This is a genomic window from Candidatus Marivariicella sp., assembly GCF_983056325.1.
This window is the reverse complement of the sequence record NZ_CEZOWA010000017.1, coordinates 37,426-50,453: the sequence shown is the minus strand read 5'-3', so window position 1 is coordinate 50,453 and position 13,028 is coordinate 37,426. Positions and strand designations below refer to the sequence as shown.

Sequence of the window (13,028 nt, the reverse complement as noted above, 5' to 3'; positions counted from 1 at the left end):
ATTCTTTTAAGTATTCTTTTCTTCCGCCTAAGAAAGTGTATGCTAATATCTTTATTTTCATAGTTAACAAAAGTAAGGAAATTAAAAATATCTGAACTTACCGTAGTTGATATGTCTGGGGGTTAAAAGAAAATGCCACTAATGCTAATTAGTGAAGCAATACACAATTTATAGGATGTGCCTAATCTGGACAAGTTCCCCAGACGGGGAAATTAGTGTTTGTTAGCTCTGAAGCAGATGCAAAATAGATTGGTTCAGATGTAATATTTATGACACACCATCCTGTTAAGTCTTGATTGAAGATGTTATTATTGGTAAACATTCCCTCCATATCAATCACACTAGAAGTATCCCAGTTTCCTATATCTTGATTAAAGTTATTTGCTCCTGCAAACATCACAGCCATATCAGTAACACTAGAAGTATTCCAACTACCTATATTCTGATTGAATGATACTGATTGTTGAAACATACCTCTCATATTAGTAACACCAGAAGTATCCCAATTTCCAATGTTTTGATTAAATGAACTATTTTCATAAAACATACTCTTCATATTAGTTACTTTTGAAGTACAAGCGCAAGTAACATCTTCATCATTTGCAACCATTGATCTTAAAGTTGTATCATCCACTACTGTGTATTCTTTATCTCCAATAGTTGTGGTATCACCAACAGTTGCATCATTACATCGTACCGTAACTCCATTGGTAGCTAAATAAATAGATTGAATTACTTCTTCAGGACTATCTGAAGAACAATAAACAAGTGGAACAAACAGTAAAATAAGAAGTAGCTTTTTCATAGCTTTAAAAGTAAGGAAATAATAAATATATGATTTAAAAGATGAAGACTTAGTTTGCTCACGTTCCCGAGATGGGCATGTTAGCTTTTGTTAGTGCTGTATTTGCAAAATCTTCCGATTCAGACAAAATATTTAATACACACCAACCAGTTATTGATATAAATCATTAGCCTCACGAACATCCCTCCCATATCGGTAACACTTGAAGTGTACTCGGCCTATATTCTGATTAAAGTTACGTGCTCATGCAAACATAAATGACATATCTGTTACCTTGGATTCATTAATTGTGTAATTTTGATTTAATAAAAAGGGTCTTTAACTCAGTTGGTTTAGAGTGTTACCTTGACAGGGTAGAAGTCACTGGTTCGAATCCAGTAAGACCCACAACAGCTCACAAATTAAAGTGAGCTTTTTTTTATTCTTTTACCACTTAGCTAGATTTAATTAACACAAGAACAAACTTTAATTTTCTATTCTAATCTGTAAACTTTTCTATAGATGTGAGTTTTATCATCCATTGAGAATATTTTAGCCATATTAGAGTCCCAAAAATACTTAACAAGTTCATCATATTCTTTACTCACATTATGAGTCATTTCGTAGTGCATGTCACTAGTATATCGACTAATCATAAAATACTTGTACATTTTTGATTCGTCAGAATCATTAACCTTGTATAGCTTGTAAAAGTCTTTACCAAAACCGGCATCTTCCAGTATCAAATTTCTTTTTTCATTAAAATCTTTGAAATCCTGGACTAAACTTTGGGGAATATCTATATAGTGTACGCTTAAACGTTCTTTATTTTGCGATAATACTGGAGTTACAATAAATATAAGGGCTAATAGTGTAAGTAATTTTTTCATTGGATTGATTTTTATTTTGATTAAATTTCAATTTATAAGAATTAAATAACTTTATTAATATGGCATTATTTGGTTTTAAAAAAAACATAGAACATTTTAAAGAGCATTGTCCTATAGAGGCTAGAAATTACTTTAAAGAGATACTTTCGAAACTAGAAAGTATTGAAAATAGATTAGATAAACTTGAAAATAAAAATCAATAAAACAGACCCTAAGACATAAATAAGGATTAAAATTTTGAAGAATAATTGAGAAAAAAAATAACATTTAAACTATTTTTTCTTTCTTCTATTAGCAATTTTATCACCTTTTCTTTTAGGTTTGCTATACTTTTTGGCAATCTTAAATTTATAAGATCCACCCAGATTAATTTTTTTGTTTTTAGCTTTTTTTTCTTCCACAATTATGGATTTTTATTTATTGCCCAATGTTTGTCAAAACTCCCATCATAGCTTGAGCAGACTCTTTACCGATTAACTTAATCCGATCTTTTGGAGTATTATCACCTATTTCATAGGTAACACCAACAGCTTTATGCGCATTAAGAAACCACCCTTTGGAGGTGGGTTGTAAACTATTACTCGGCTTTTCATTTACTCTATATTCAGGAATTCTTTCTTCCAAAGAAGAAAACCATTTAGGTAAAAATTGGGGTAATGCAGTTAGTTTTCGTTCTATATTAGTATAGAAAACATCATTGTATGTAGAGTGAAAATCAAGTCCTAATATAAGTTTTGAATTATTTTTATTAAGGACTTTTGTAATGTAATCAACTGTAGTTTTTATTTCAGGTTGATTATAAAAAGACCAATCTCTATTCGTGTCTACTCCTCCAGCATTATGTCTCCAATGCCCAAGATCAACACCATCTGGATTCATAAGTGGAAAAGCTAAAATCCTATAGTTGTCCAAAAAATTTGATGATAATTTATTTTCTATAAGTATAGTTTCTAAAAATGCTTTAAAAGCAAAATACCCTGTTACCTCAGGTGGATGTTGACGAGTTAATAAAACAATAATGGGTTTATTCTTTGGTAAACCCCTATAAATATCTAAAACTTTAAAAGGTCGATTTAATTTAGTTTTACCTATTTTTTTAAATCTCACATAGTTTTCTTTACCCTTAACTAAATCATTTACCCAATTGTAAATAATACTACTGGTATGTAACTCTTGTCCTGAAATAATTTTAGGTGTTTCATTTATCTTAAGAATTAGTGTACTAATATTTTGATCAAATTTGAAATTTAATGTATCAACTATTTTCCAGTTACCATTAAATTTGATTTTAGGGACATAACGATGCTTATATCCCTCAGGATATTGAAACTTCAATAAAACTTTTTTAGATGAGGAGCTCCAAACCTTAAAGGAATAAAAAGGACTAGGATTAATTGGCGTATTCTCTGGCAGAAAAGATAAAAGATAGGTGCTGTCGTTTTGCTGGTTAACATTATTTAAACGAGCACCTTCAAAATCATTTGAAAAATATACCCCCGATTCATCAAATGAGAAGATTTTCTTTTTCTGAAAACTAATTGATTTAGTTTTTGTGTCAACATATTCCTTAAAAATAACTTTAGGTGCTGAAACACAACCAATAATAAAATAAAAAATTACACAATATTTTAATGGATTTATTGATTTAATCATTGATTAGTTTTTTTAAAATTATTAAGCTTATTTCAGATGAAGAAGATATGCTTGTGGTTTAGTTATTGCTTTTTCTCTTCAAATATTTTTTATCATAAGAGCAATCATAATAACCGTATTAATTATGCAGTTGATATTTATCAAGAACTTTTTTCATTAAGACTACTTTATTTAAATGTAATAAATTAAAAACATCCGATTTAAAAGAAGAAGACATAACGGTAGTTTATTTTGAACATTCACCTTGAGTCCAACTTGAAACTCCACTTGCACCGGCATAACAATTATTAGAATAAGTTACATTATTACAACCGCATACAGGTTGATAAATTTCAATACATACTACTTCGGAGTCAGGTGGGTCGGTAACACAAGAATCATCTTTAGAGCTACAAGACAATAAAAAAACAAAAAGTATTAATAATAAAAGTGGTTTTTTCATATTAGTGGGGTTAGAATAGAAACAAAATTGACTTTGGTAAACTATTGCATCAGAGCATACCCATTTAATTGATAATTAAGAAGTACACTTGATCCAGAAAGAGCCTCAGTAATATTTTTATTGATTTTTGAACTATCTATTTTCTTATAAGCGGTAGCCTGAGAACAAACGAATAACTTTACCCCATATTGAGATAAAAGATCTATAACCTCTGTATTTGGATTTTTTTTACCAAACTTTTTTTGGTGTGCTTCATCTGTCAATATTATTGATGTTGCAGGCCCCTGAATTGTAGCTACAATTTTAACATCGTCCTTTAAAATATTTTTACAGCCAAGCATATTTATAGCGTGAGCTATACCATTTAGCCCTTTATTTATACCCTCTCTTGTTTCGCTTGTAGTGATTTTATAAACAATTTTGTATTCTAAATTATTATCTGGTTGAACCGCAACATTTTTTGAATACTTGATTTCTCCATAACCATCAATTATGGGAGTTACCCATTCTTGACCCATGACAACTGACGAAAACAATAGAAAAAGTATACTTATTTTTTTCATTTTTATTGATTTACAATTAACTACAAGCAATATACAAAACAGTTTTAAACATGTATTTTATTAGGGCTCTAAAAAGGGTATTTTACAACCCACAACCACATTCATTAAATTTTAAAAGAGGTATCTGTGATTTGAAAGTAGATCGATACAACATTTTGAATTAAACACTAAAGAATTTTTATAAAGCGTTTTCCTCATAAACTTCTTTAACTAGACTATTAATTAAATATATACTCAATTTATCATAGTGCTCTTCATTAGAATCATCTATTAATAAATTTTCACTTAATCCAAATAATTCTGCTATAGCATCAAATTGTTCCAAAACATAATGAGAATGTTTTCCGCTCTTAACTTTTAAATCTATTTGATTCTTAAACTTTTCAAGCTTATGGAAGGTTTCACTATTCATATTTTCTAGTATTAAATTTTATGTTTGCCTTAAAGTTAGGATTAAATCTTCTTAAACTGTAAGATATAAAGTTGCTTGAAAGCTGTTGATGTTTAATATTCTATAAAACATTAAACTCTTTTAAACCCTTATCAAATGTTTCTGGATTTTCAGCTAAATGATATCTAGGATCATCAACTGCTTCTAGAATAATTTCTTTAAATAAAGGATTAGATTTATAAAGCATCACTTTACAATCCTTACTAAGGTGTTTTAATAATATAGTTTTCTTTTCATGATTGTACTTATTTACTAAATTATATATAGCCTCAATAGCAGAATGATCGCATACCCTGGATTCAATAAAATCAATTTCAATTGTAGAAGGGTCCTTTTTAATATCGAACTTATTGTTGAATTCAGCTATACTTCCAAAAAATAGGGGTCCCCATATTTCATAAACCTTAGTGCCATTTTTTTTTATTCGTTTTCTTGCTCTAATACGTTTGGCATTTTCCCATGAAAAAACTAACGCGCTAACAATCACTCCTGCTATAACAGCAATTGCTAAATCAAAAACAACAGTAAGAGTAGAAACTAAAACCAATACAAAAACATCAGAGAATGGAATTTTATTCATTATTCTAAAGCTAGACCATGCGAAAGTTCCAAACACAACCATGAACATAACTCCAACTAAGGACGAAATCGGAACTTGCTCAATCAAACTAGAACCGAAAAGTATGAAAGCTAAAAGAGATAAAGAGGCTACTATTCCTGAAAGACGACCCCTACCTCCCCCCTTAATATTTATTATGGACTGTCCAATCATTGCACATCCACCCATTCCTCCAAAAAAACCAGTCACTACATTTGCAGCTCCTTGAGCAATACACTCTTTGTTTGAATTCCCCCTACTATCTGTTAACTCATCAATTAAATTTAGAGTCATTAAAGACTCAATAAGTCCAATCGCAGCCAAAATTAAAGCATAGGGCCCTATAAAAATTAACGTTTCAAGGTCAAAGGGTATTTTATTAAAGATCTCCAATTGAAATGTGGGAAGTCCTCCTTTCAAACCTTCTCCACCACCATCTTTAATAAAACTTCCAACAGTTGGGACTTCAAAGTCACCAATAAAAACTAAGATAGAAACAACTACAATTGCTATAAGAGCTTCAGGAATTTTTTTGGTTATAAGTGGTAAAACAAACATAATAAGCATTGTTAGAGTTATCAAACCAATCATTGACCATAATGCTTCTCCTTTCATCCAAATAATTTCTCCTTCATCTACTGTTTTGAACATTCCTAATTGAGAAATAAAAATTACAATAGCCAGGCCGTTTACAAAGCCCATCATAACAGGGTGAGGAATCAATCTCACAAACTTTCCCAGCTTAAGCAACCCTGCAATAATTTGAATGATTCCCATTAAAATTACGGTAACAAAAAGATAATATAAACCTAGATCGTCACTTGAAGAACCTAAATTATTTCCTTCCGCTACTAAGCTAACCATTACCACTGCTAAGGCTCCAGTAGCTCCACTGATCATTCCTGGACGCCCTCCGAAAACTGAAGTAATTAGACCAATTATAAAAGCAGCATAAAGACCTACTAAAGGATCAACCTTCGCAACAAATGCAAAAGCAACAGCCTCTGGAACTAAAGCTAGAGAAACAGTGAATCCACTTAAAAAATCATTTAACACGTTGTTTTTACGCTTCCTTACAAATTCGAACATATTTATTGTTAAAAATGAATTTGCAAATCTAATTTAAACCTTAGGACTGAGGGTTAAAAAAAGTTTTATTATGCTTAAGAATATAAAACTTAAGTATTTTTTAAATTTGAGTTAATTAAAAAGCTACATATACCCCTTCTAATTTTAGTTCCAATGATTTCTTTTAGTCAAGGACATAAAATAGATCTAGATGAATTAGAGGTCAATAAAAAGGCTCTTTCTGTTATTAATATTTTGGTTGTTGACTATTCTTTTAGAGAAAGGGACTATTTCATAAAAAGACTTTTAACTGAATCAATCTTGAGCGATAGCTTTAGAATCAAAATTGATTTAAGTACCTTTTATAAGTGCATAAAAAAAGAATTTTCAATAAAAGGAGAAACTATTGTGAAAATTGATGGTGAAAATCTATCAAGAATTCGTCCCTACAAATCTTTGAAAAAAATAAAGACTTCTTATTGAAATTAAAAAAAGGGATAGTAAACCAAAACACCTGAATTTTTTTTTAGGAAAAACTCCTAAGTATTTAATCTCAATAAAATATTTAAAAAATCCCTCTAAAATTAATTAGAGGGATAAAAAAGTAGTGAGGAAAAAAGAACCACACAACTCAATGTTAAAATTACAATATATTCATATTTAAAAACTGTTAAAGCTTAATAAACTTTTTCTATTCTGAGTTAATGTTATAATCATGAATCCTTAAACAAAAAACATCCAATAACATCTTAGTGTTTTTTTTCTTATTGAATTTATAAATTTTGCAGTAATAATTATGTTATGTTTTATGAATGCAACAATCATCCTCCTTACATCTACAAAAACTTAAATTATAAAGATGTAATCCACAAAGAAGTATTGCGGCTGAATAGGTGAATAATTCTGGAATAATATAAAGTTCAAACAGCTCATTCAAAATAAATACACAAAGAAGTACCCAAACTACAAATAATGACAACTTAATAAATGAGTTAGTAGAGTTTTTTATGGATTGCCAAATAGCTGTAAAAGAAATAATTAAAAACAAAAAATTAAAGGATTTCCATGCGACTGGATTCTCCCATGCAAAACTTAGAAATTGTGTTTGTGATAAGAAAAGAACTGGTGTAAAAGCACAATGTGCAATGCAAAGTAAACCGGAGATAACTCCTAAGTGGTCTGAATTTAATTTAATCGTTTTCATAATCCTAAGCCCGAATTTAACGCTATTTTCGAAACAATAAAAATTTAAATTGAGGTAACGTGAAGTAGTTTGTGCCTCAGTTTATAATTATCGAGCCAAATTATTTCCATAGTTTATGATCTTTCGTATCGTCTATTTGGTTCTTTCATAACTCCACATACAGAAATTTATCCTGCAAAAATATATCCACATCCCTTGGCTTGAACTTCTCCAAGCGCCCATACTCCAGTTGGGACAATTTGGATTCCTTCGATAACATGGTCCTTAAAATCCTGAAACACTTCATCAGCGTTCAAATTCATTCTTTTTGCAACAACACCACTAATGATTTTTGTAGCTATTCCACAAACAGCAAACATTGAACCCTTTTCAAGCATTTCGGAGATACCTGTAGTCCCTCCTGCTGGTAAATCTCCTTTCTCGGGAAAATCAATAAAATTTCTAACGGAAGGCTCTCCGGTTTTTTTATCTGTTATTTTGAAGAATTCCCCAAAAGCATATTTTTCCCAAAGGGCAGATTTAAAAGCTGGGGAAATCCCAAACGATCTAAAAACAGTAACTGCCGTTATTTCATTTTCAGGAACTTTCATGTCGATGTTGGACTGATAAAACGCCCAGTTCCAGTGCACAGGAAAACCTTTATTAAAGGAAGTACCGTCGTACACAATTTTTTTAGTTCCTTTTACTTTGGCCACCCATTTATTTGCATCTGAAACCTCATTATCAGTAATTTCTAAATTCAAATCTAGCTTTTCAATTTCTTCAAGTAAAGGGAATGCACTTGCTGTAGTTCCTAAAGCTAATGCTGCAATAAAGGATCTTCTTGACTGAGACATAATTTTGGTTTAATAGTTTTATTAAAAAATAAATATAAAATTATTTTTTAATAAAAACCATATAATGATGTTAGGGAGATTATCTATATTTTATTTTAACTGAGAACCATCCGTATAGATTTTTTTGTCAATGAATATCAGCACTCACCTCTTAACAGTATTTAAAAGCAAAATAATAAGTCAAATAAAACATATTATATTAAAAATCACTGTAGAAGATTTCATCTTTTTTTTCAAATCTCACACCATTCCAGGTTAGCGAATTGAAGTTATTAGAGAATATAATAAAAACAATTTCTCCATTTATTGTGTATTCTTGATTTATAGAATTTGCACCAGGACAGTCCTCTAACTTACAGTTTGGGTCATTGTTTTTCCAAGCCCCCCCTTTTTCAGATATAGAATTCTCAACACTATTGATAGAAAATTTTGTTTTTACACCAAACTGTCCATCAGTAAAATTATGTGCGTATTGATAGTAGACTGTATCTCCATCAGTATTGTCAGTGTTACTTTCACTAAGCCAAACTCCTGAAATTGGATCAAATTGGGGATCATCTTTTGAACAATTAATTAGAGAAATTAGAGGAGCGAAAAGTAAAAAAATAAATAGTTTTTTCATTGTTTAAAATTTTAACTAAAATAATATAAAAAATAATTTACAGAAATATCTGAATTTATATTCCGATAGTGTTCACTTAATTGATTTTGTTTTACTTTTTAATATCTTTCACCAATCAAATTTTTATATGAGTAATCTAAAATTTCAAAGAATAATTTGAGTATGAATATTAAATGTTTTCTTTTAACACTACTTATTGTTTTGAGCAATAAGGTTTATAGTCAAACAAGCTATACTCGAATTCAAAAAGAAAATGATTCTGTTAAGTTTTCAATGGTTAACACTTTAAAAGACCTTAACGAACAGGGAAATCCACTAAATTACTATCATTGGAATGAGAAACTTGCTAATCACTATCAATCACAAATCTCCAAAGTTGCTCCTAAAGAAAAAATAATATACTGGTATAAATATTGTCAAGAGCTTTTGAAATCGGGTAATAATGAAATATGTATTGATGAAATTGAAAACCTAATTATAAGACAAAAAATCTCTTATAAAGATCTCATAAATAAAGATTTACTTCCAATTATTGAGTTGCTAGCTTTGGCATATTTTAGACTTGGAGAGGTTACTAATTGTCAAAACAACCACAATGCATATTCTTGTATTTTACCTCTAAGAAGTGAAGCCTACCACATTGAAAAAAATGGATCCAATAAAGCTATAGAAATTTACTCTCTGATTTATGAAAAATTCCCCAGTGAAAAATACAAATGGTTATTAAATCTTGCACATATGACCGTTGGAGAGTATCCAGATAATGTTCCAAAAAAATATCTCATAAATTATCCAAATTGGGATCGGGAAAAAAAAGATTTCCCCTTATTTGAAGAGGTAGGAATTGATTTGGGAATTGCTCAAGATGGTTTGTCAGGAGGAGTTAGCCTCGATGACTTCAACAATGATGGATTAATTGATATTTTCACTACTTCCTATGGGATGACTGATCAAAGCAAACTATTTATTAACACAGGCACTGGTTTCATTGATAATACTGAAAATGCTGGATTAAAAGGCATAGTTAGTGGGCTCAACTGTATCCATGCAGATTATAATAATGATGGAAATATTGATATTTTTATTTTGAGAGGAGCCTGGCTTGGTGAGGGAGGAAGTCATCCAAATTCACTTTTAAAAAATAATGGTGATGGAACTTTTTCTGATGTAACAAAAGAAGCAGGATTACTATCTTTTCACCCAACTCAAACAGCAGCTTGGGCTGATGTAAACAATGACGGATTTCTTGATCTTTTTATAGGAAATGAATCAGATGAAAATCTGTCTCATCCCTGCGAATTATTTATAAATCAAAAAAACGGAAGGTTTTTAGAACAATCTGCAAATTATAATTTAGGCTCCATAGAAGGTTTTGTAAAGGGTGTTGTCTTTGGTGATATTAATAATGATAAATGGCCAGATCTCTATATTTCTGTGATGGGTGGAAAAAATTTATTATTAAGAAATGATCTTGGAAAATTTAAAAATATCACTAAAACAGCTGGGGTTGAAGGTCCTAATTTCAGTTTTCCAACATGGTTTTGGGATGTAAACAATGATGGATTCAATGATATTTTTGTTGCGAGTTACGATAAGCGCAACTTACAAAATCTATCTGGTGATTTTGCAAGAGAAACTCAAGGGAAAGAGGTGCTCACAAATAAATCAAAATTATATATTAATAATGGAGATGAAACTTTTAGTGATCAGAGCAAATCTTTTAATATTGATCTTAGCTTGTATGGTATGGGAAGTAATTTTGGTGATCTTGACAATGACGGGTTGCCAGATTTTTATATAGGTACAGGTTCTCCTGAATTCACCTCTGTTGTTCCAAACAGAATGTTTAGAAATCAAGACGGTATTAACTTTGAAGAAGTAACCTCTGCCGGAGGATTTGGTCATATTCAAAAAGGTCATGGTGTAGGTTTTGCAGATTTGGATAATGACGGGGATCAAGATATTTATGCCGTTCTTGGAGGAGCTTATGAAGGAGACAATTATCCTAATATTTGCTATGAAAACCCCATTTCAAAAAATAATTGGATTGTAATTAATTTAGAAGGTGTTCAGTCAAATCGGAGCGCAATAGGGACACAGATAAAGCTCGAATTAGACGATGGGAGAACTGTATTTCATTCAATTAATACGGGTGGAAGTTTTGGCTCAAATAGCTTGCAAGCTGAAATAGGATTAGGTAAAAGTGAACTAATAGATAATTTAAGTATAAGATGGCCAAATTCAGAAGAGCAGATTTTTAAAAAAGTAGAGGTAAATAAAAAATACAAACTCAATGAAGAACAAAAAAAACTAGTACTAAAGCCGTATAATAAGATCAATTTTACAAAAAACTCAACAAATCATCATTAATAATAAATCCTCAATTCTGAAAGTTTATTATTGGCCTAATCAATTTAAATATCAAATTGTCAAAGACCAGCATTATTTAAAAAACAATTTCTCAGCTGTAAATAAACTTATTTGTATTAAGCAAACACACAAAAAAATCAATCTAAACAAGTCCCCCCTCCCCACAGGGGGCTGTTCTCTTCAGTAAGAGGTGAGTTTATTGAAAAATCCCTAGGTTTAGATACAAAGTTTTTCACACACCAACTTGAAATATCTTGATTAAAGGAAGAGGCATTAAAAAACATACCCGTCATAATATTTGAACTAGACGTATTCCAAGCCCCAATGTTTTTATTAAAGGCAGTAGCTCCTCTAAAAAGAAAACGCATACTAGCTACATTAGAAGTATCCCAACCCCCAATATCTTGATCAAATAATTCAGCTCCATCAAAGAGACTATACATATTAATCACGTTTGAAGTATTCCAATTTCCAATATCTTGGTTGAATGATGTAGCTTTTCTAAACATATAACCTAAACTCATAACACTTGAAGTATCCCAAGCTCCAATATCTTGGTTGAATGAATTAGCGTTATAAAATATATTTTGCATATTTATTATACTTGAGGTATCCCAATTTCCGATGTCTTGATTAAATAAAGTAGCATTTTCAAACATACTATTGTTATTAGTGACTTTTGAAGTATTCCAACCTCCAATATCTTGGTTAAAGGTATTTGCATTTTTAAACATCCCAATCATACTGATTACATTTGAAGTATCCCAAAAACTAATACTAGAATTGAAAGATGAATTGTCTTCAAATAGTCCATTCATATCAGTAACTAATGTCGTACATAAATTATAATTAGCGTTTGTGACTTGAGATCTTAGAGAGTTATTATCAACAACAATATAGACTATTCCATTTATTGTTTGAGTCTGGCCTATTGATGCCAACGGACACTTACAGGTACCGGTTTCAAAATATATTAACGCCTCTCCTACAATTACTGTTCTTATTAAAGAAGTTGAATTACCCCCAGAGTCAGAAACAGAATAAACTATAGAGTATGTTCCCACATTAGATGTGTCTACTGTCCCAGAAGTTGTTAGAGAAGCAGTTAGATCTCCGTCTTTATTATCTTTAGCAGTAGCTCCAGGATCTGTAAAATCATCTCCAAGGGTTATGTTAATAGTTGGAGAACCTGTTAAAGTAATTACAGGAGGTATATCTAGACTTACAACTACAGTTCTAGTTATTGAAATGGAATTACCATCACTATCTATTACAGTATATGTTATAGGGTAAGCACCAGTAATTGAAGTGTCAACTGTTCCAGAGACAATTACTAAAGATGTGAGATCGCCATCGTCTAAATCTGTAGCAGTAAATCCAGGATCAACAAAACCAACGCCTAATTCTATATCAATTATAGGACTGCCAATAAGTAAAATAATTGGTGGTGATTTTGCCTTAGTAATTTCAAAAACATCATCAGATAAAACACGATCAAAGCAACCATTCAGTAAAAGCAATAAAACAAAAAAATATAATCTTTTCAT

At 30.6% G+C, this 13,028-nt stretch carries 15 protein-coding genes and 1 tRNA gene; 4 read left to right on the top strand and 12 right to left on the bottom strand.

Features of this window, described 5'->3' with window-relative positions:
- Nucleotides 1–181: 181 nt before the first annotated feature.
- The gene (locus tag AC3ATN_RS06800) at nt 182–805 is read right to left on the bottom strand and encodes a BspA family leucine-rich repeat surface protein (protein ID WP_487532515.1); all 624 of its coding nucleotides are present in this window, start codon (nt 803–805) and stop codon (nt 182–184) included.
- Nucleotides 806–1,117: 312 nt separating this feature from the next.
- Between AC3ATN_RS06800 and AC3ATN_RS06795 the strand changes: the two genes are divergently transcribed.
- Nucleotides 1,118–1,192 (top strand) — tRNA-Val (locus AC3ATN_RS06795).
- Nucleotides 1,193–1,278: 86 nt separating this feature from the next.
- Here the strand turns inward: AC3ATN_RS06795 and AC3ATN_RS06790 are convergent.
- A complete protein-coding gene (locus AC3ATN_RS06790; RefSeq protein ID WP_487532514.1) occupies nt 1,279–1,674 on the bottom strand; it encodes a hypothetical protein in 396 nt (131 codons plus the stop codon).
- Nucleotides 1,675–1,733: 59 nt separating this feature from the next.
- Between AC3ATN_RS06790 and AC3ATN_RS06785 the strand changes: the two genes are divergently transcribed.
- Entirely contained in the window at nt 1,734–1,877 is a 144-nt protein-coding gene (locus AC3ATN_RS06785) for a hypothetical protein (RefSeq protein WP_487532513.1), read from the top strand.
- A 69-nt stretch (nt 1,878–1,946) separates the two neighbouring features.
- Here AC3ATN_RS06785 and AC3ATN_RS06780 read toward each other — a convergent pair whose 3' ends face one another.
- The 6 genes from AC3ATN_RS06780 to AC3ATN_RS06755 form a co-directional block, all read right to left on the bottom strand.
- On the bottom strand, nt 1,947–2,075 hold the full coding sequence (locus AC3ATN_RS06780; RefSeq protein WP_487532516.1) for a hypothetical protein: 129 nt from the start codon (nt 2,073–2,075) through the stop codon (nt 1,947–1,949).
- A gap of 16 nt (nt 2,076–2,091) precedes the next feature.
- Nucleotides 2,092–3,327 carry a M14 family metallopeptidase gene (locus tag AC3ATN_RS06775; RefSeq protein ID WP_487532512.1) on the bottom strand — a complete coding sequence of 412 codons (1,236 nt, stop codon included), beginning with the start codon at nt 3,325–3,327 and terminating at the stop codon, nt 2,092–2,094.
- A 226-nt stretch (nt 3,328–3,553) separates the two neighbouring features.
- The gene (locus AC3ATN_RS06770) at nt 3,554–3,769 is read right to left on the bottom strand and encodes a Kazal-type serine protease inhibitor domain-containing protein (RefSeq protein WP_487532511.1); all 216 of its coding nucleotides are present in this window, start codon (nt 3,767–3,769) and stop codon (nt 3,554–3,556) included.
- 41 nt (nt 3,770–3,810) lie between these two features.
- A complete protein-coding gene (locus AC3ATN_RS06765; RefSeq protein WP_487532510.1) occupies nt 3,811–4,332 on the bottom strand; it encodes a DsrE family protein in 522 nt (173 codons plus the stop codon).
- 178 nt (nt 4,333–4,510) lie between these two features.
- Nucleotides 4,511–4,744 (bottom strand): hypothetical protein, encoded by a 234-nt coding sequence (locus AC3ATN_RS06760; protein ID WP_487532509.1) that lies wholly within the window; start codon nt 4,742–4,744, stop codon nt 4,511–4,513.
- A gap of 100 nt (nt 4,745–4,844) precedes the next feature.
- On the bottom strand, nt 4,845–6,470 hold the full coding sequence (locus AC3ATN_RS06755) for a SulP family inorganic anion transporter (protein WP_487532508.1): 1,626 nt from the start codon (nt 6,468–6,470) through the stop codon (nt 4,845–4,847).
- A gap of 153 nt (nt 6,471–6,623) precedes the next feature.
- Between AC3ATN_RS06755 and AC3ATN_RS06750 the strand changes: the two genes are divergently transcribed.
- On the top strand, nt 6,624–6,932 hold the full coding sequence (locus tag AC3ATN_RS06750; protein WP_487532507.1) for a hypothetical protein: 309 nt from the start codon (nt 6,624–6,626) through the stop codon (nt 6,930–6,932).
- Nucleotides 6,933–7,248: 316 nt separating this feature from the next.
- On the opposite strand, the gene AC3ATN_RS06745 is transcribed toward AC3ATN_RS06750, so the two are convergent.
- From AC3ATN_RS06745 to AC3ATN_RS06735, 3 genes are all read right to left on the bottom strand, one after another.
- Nucleotides 7,249–7,653, bottom strand: a complete 405-nt coding sequence (locus tag AC3ATN_RS06745) for a MerC domain-containing protein (RefSeq protein WP_487532505.1) — start codon at nt 7,651–7,653, stop codon at nt 7,249–7,251.
- A 167-nt stretch (nt 7,654–7,820) separates the two neighbouring features.
- Nucleotides 7,821–8,489: a Tat (twin-arginine translocation) pathway signal sequence containing protein gene (locus tag AC3ATN_RS06740; protein WP_487532504.1), complete on the bottom strand. Its 669-nt coding sequence runs from the start codon at nt 8,487–8,489 to the stop codon at nt 7,821–7,823.
- Between the two features lie 199 nt (nt 8,490–8,688).
- The gene (locus AC3ATN_RS06735) at nt 8,689–9,111 is read right to left on the bottom strand and encodes a hypothetical protein (protein WP_487532503.1); all 423 of its coding nucleotides are present in this window, start codon (nt 9,109–9,111) and stop codon (nt 8,689–8,691) included.
- A 162-nt stretch (nt 9,112–9,273) separates the two neighbouring features.
- Here AC3ATN_RS06735 and AC3ATN_RS06730 point away from each other — a divergent pair, with 162 nt between their 5' ends.
- Complete coding sequence (locus tag AC3ATN_RS06730) at nt 9,274–11,481, top strand: CRTAC1 family protein (RefSeq protein WP_487532502.1); 2,208 nt, start codon at nt 9,274–9,276, stop codon at nt 11,479–11,481.
- A gap of 137 nt (nt 11,482–11,618) precedes the next feature.
- Here the strand turns inward: AC3ATN_RS06730 and AC3ATN_RS06725 are convergent, their stop codons facing one another.
- Nucleotides 11,619–13,028 (bottom strand): BspA family leucine-rich repeat surface protein, encoded by a 1,410-nt coding sequence (locus tag AC3ATN_RS06725; protein ID WP_487532501.1) that lies wholly within the window; start codon nt 13,026–13,028, stop codon nt 11,619–11,621.

Excerpts from the sequence above, each read along its gene's own strand:
- AC3ATN_RS06750 (WP_487532507.1), top strand. The coding sequence starts at position 6,624 with ATGATTTCTTTTAGTCAAGGACATAAAATAGATCTAGATGAATTAGAG.
- AC3ATN_RS06725 (WP_487532501.1), bottom strand. The coding sequence starts at position 13,028 with ATGAAAAGATTATATTTTTTTGTTTTATTGCTTTTACTGAATGGTTGC.
- AC3ATN_RS06765 (WP_487532510.1), bottom strand. The coding sequence starts at position 4,332 with ATGAAAAAAATAAGTATACTTTTTCTATTGTTTTCGTCAGTTGTCATG.
- AC3ATN_RS06770 (WP_487532511.1), bottom strand. The coding sequence starts at position 3,769 with ATGAAAAAACCACTTTTATTATTAATACTTTTTGTTTTTTTATTGTCT.
- AC3ATN_RS06755 (WP_487532508.1), bottom strand. The coding sequence starts at position 6,470 with ATGTTCGAATTTGTAAGGAAGCGTAAAAACAACGTGTTAAATGATTTT.
- AC3ATN_RS06775 (WP_487532512.1), bottom strand. The coding sequence starts at position 3,327 with ATGATTAAATCAATAAATCCATTAAAATATTGTGTAATTTTTTATTTT.
- AC3ATN_RS06760 (WP_487532509.1), bottom strand. The coding sequence starts at position 4,744 with ATGAATAGTGAAACCTTCCATAAGCTTGAAAAGTTTAAGAATCAAATA.
- AC3ATN_RS06800 (WP_487532515.1), bottom strand. The coding sequence starts at position 805 with ATGAAAAAGCTACTTCTTATTTTACTGTTTGTTCCACTTGTTTATTGT.
- AC3ATN_RS06785 (WP_487532513.1), top strand. The coding sequence starts at position 1,734 with ATGGCATTATTTGGTTTTAAAAAAAACATAGAACATTTTAAAGAGCAT.
- AC3ATN_RS06740 (WP_487532504.1), bottom strand. The coding sequence starts at position 8,489 with ATGTCTCAGTCAAGAAGATCCTTTATTGCAGCATTAGCTTTAGGAACT.
- AC3ATN_RS06745 (WP_487532505.1), bottom strand. The coding sequence starts at position 7,653 with ATGAAAACGATTAAATTAAATTCAGACCACTTAGGAGTTATCTCCGGT.
- AC3ATN_RS06730 (WP_487532502.1), top strand. The coding sequence starts at position 9,274 with ATGAATATTAAATGTTTTCTTTTAACACTACTTATTGTTTTGAGCAAT.
- AC3ATN_RS06735 (WP_487532503.1), bottom strand. The coding sequence starts at position 9,111 with ATGAAAAAACTATTTATTTTTTTACTTTTCGCTCCTCTAATTTCTCTA.
- AC3ATN_RS06790 (WP_487532514.1), bottom strand. The coding sequence starts at position 1,674 with ATGAAAAAATTACTTACACTATTAGCCCTTATATTTATTGTAACTCCA.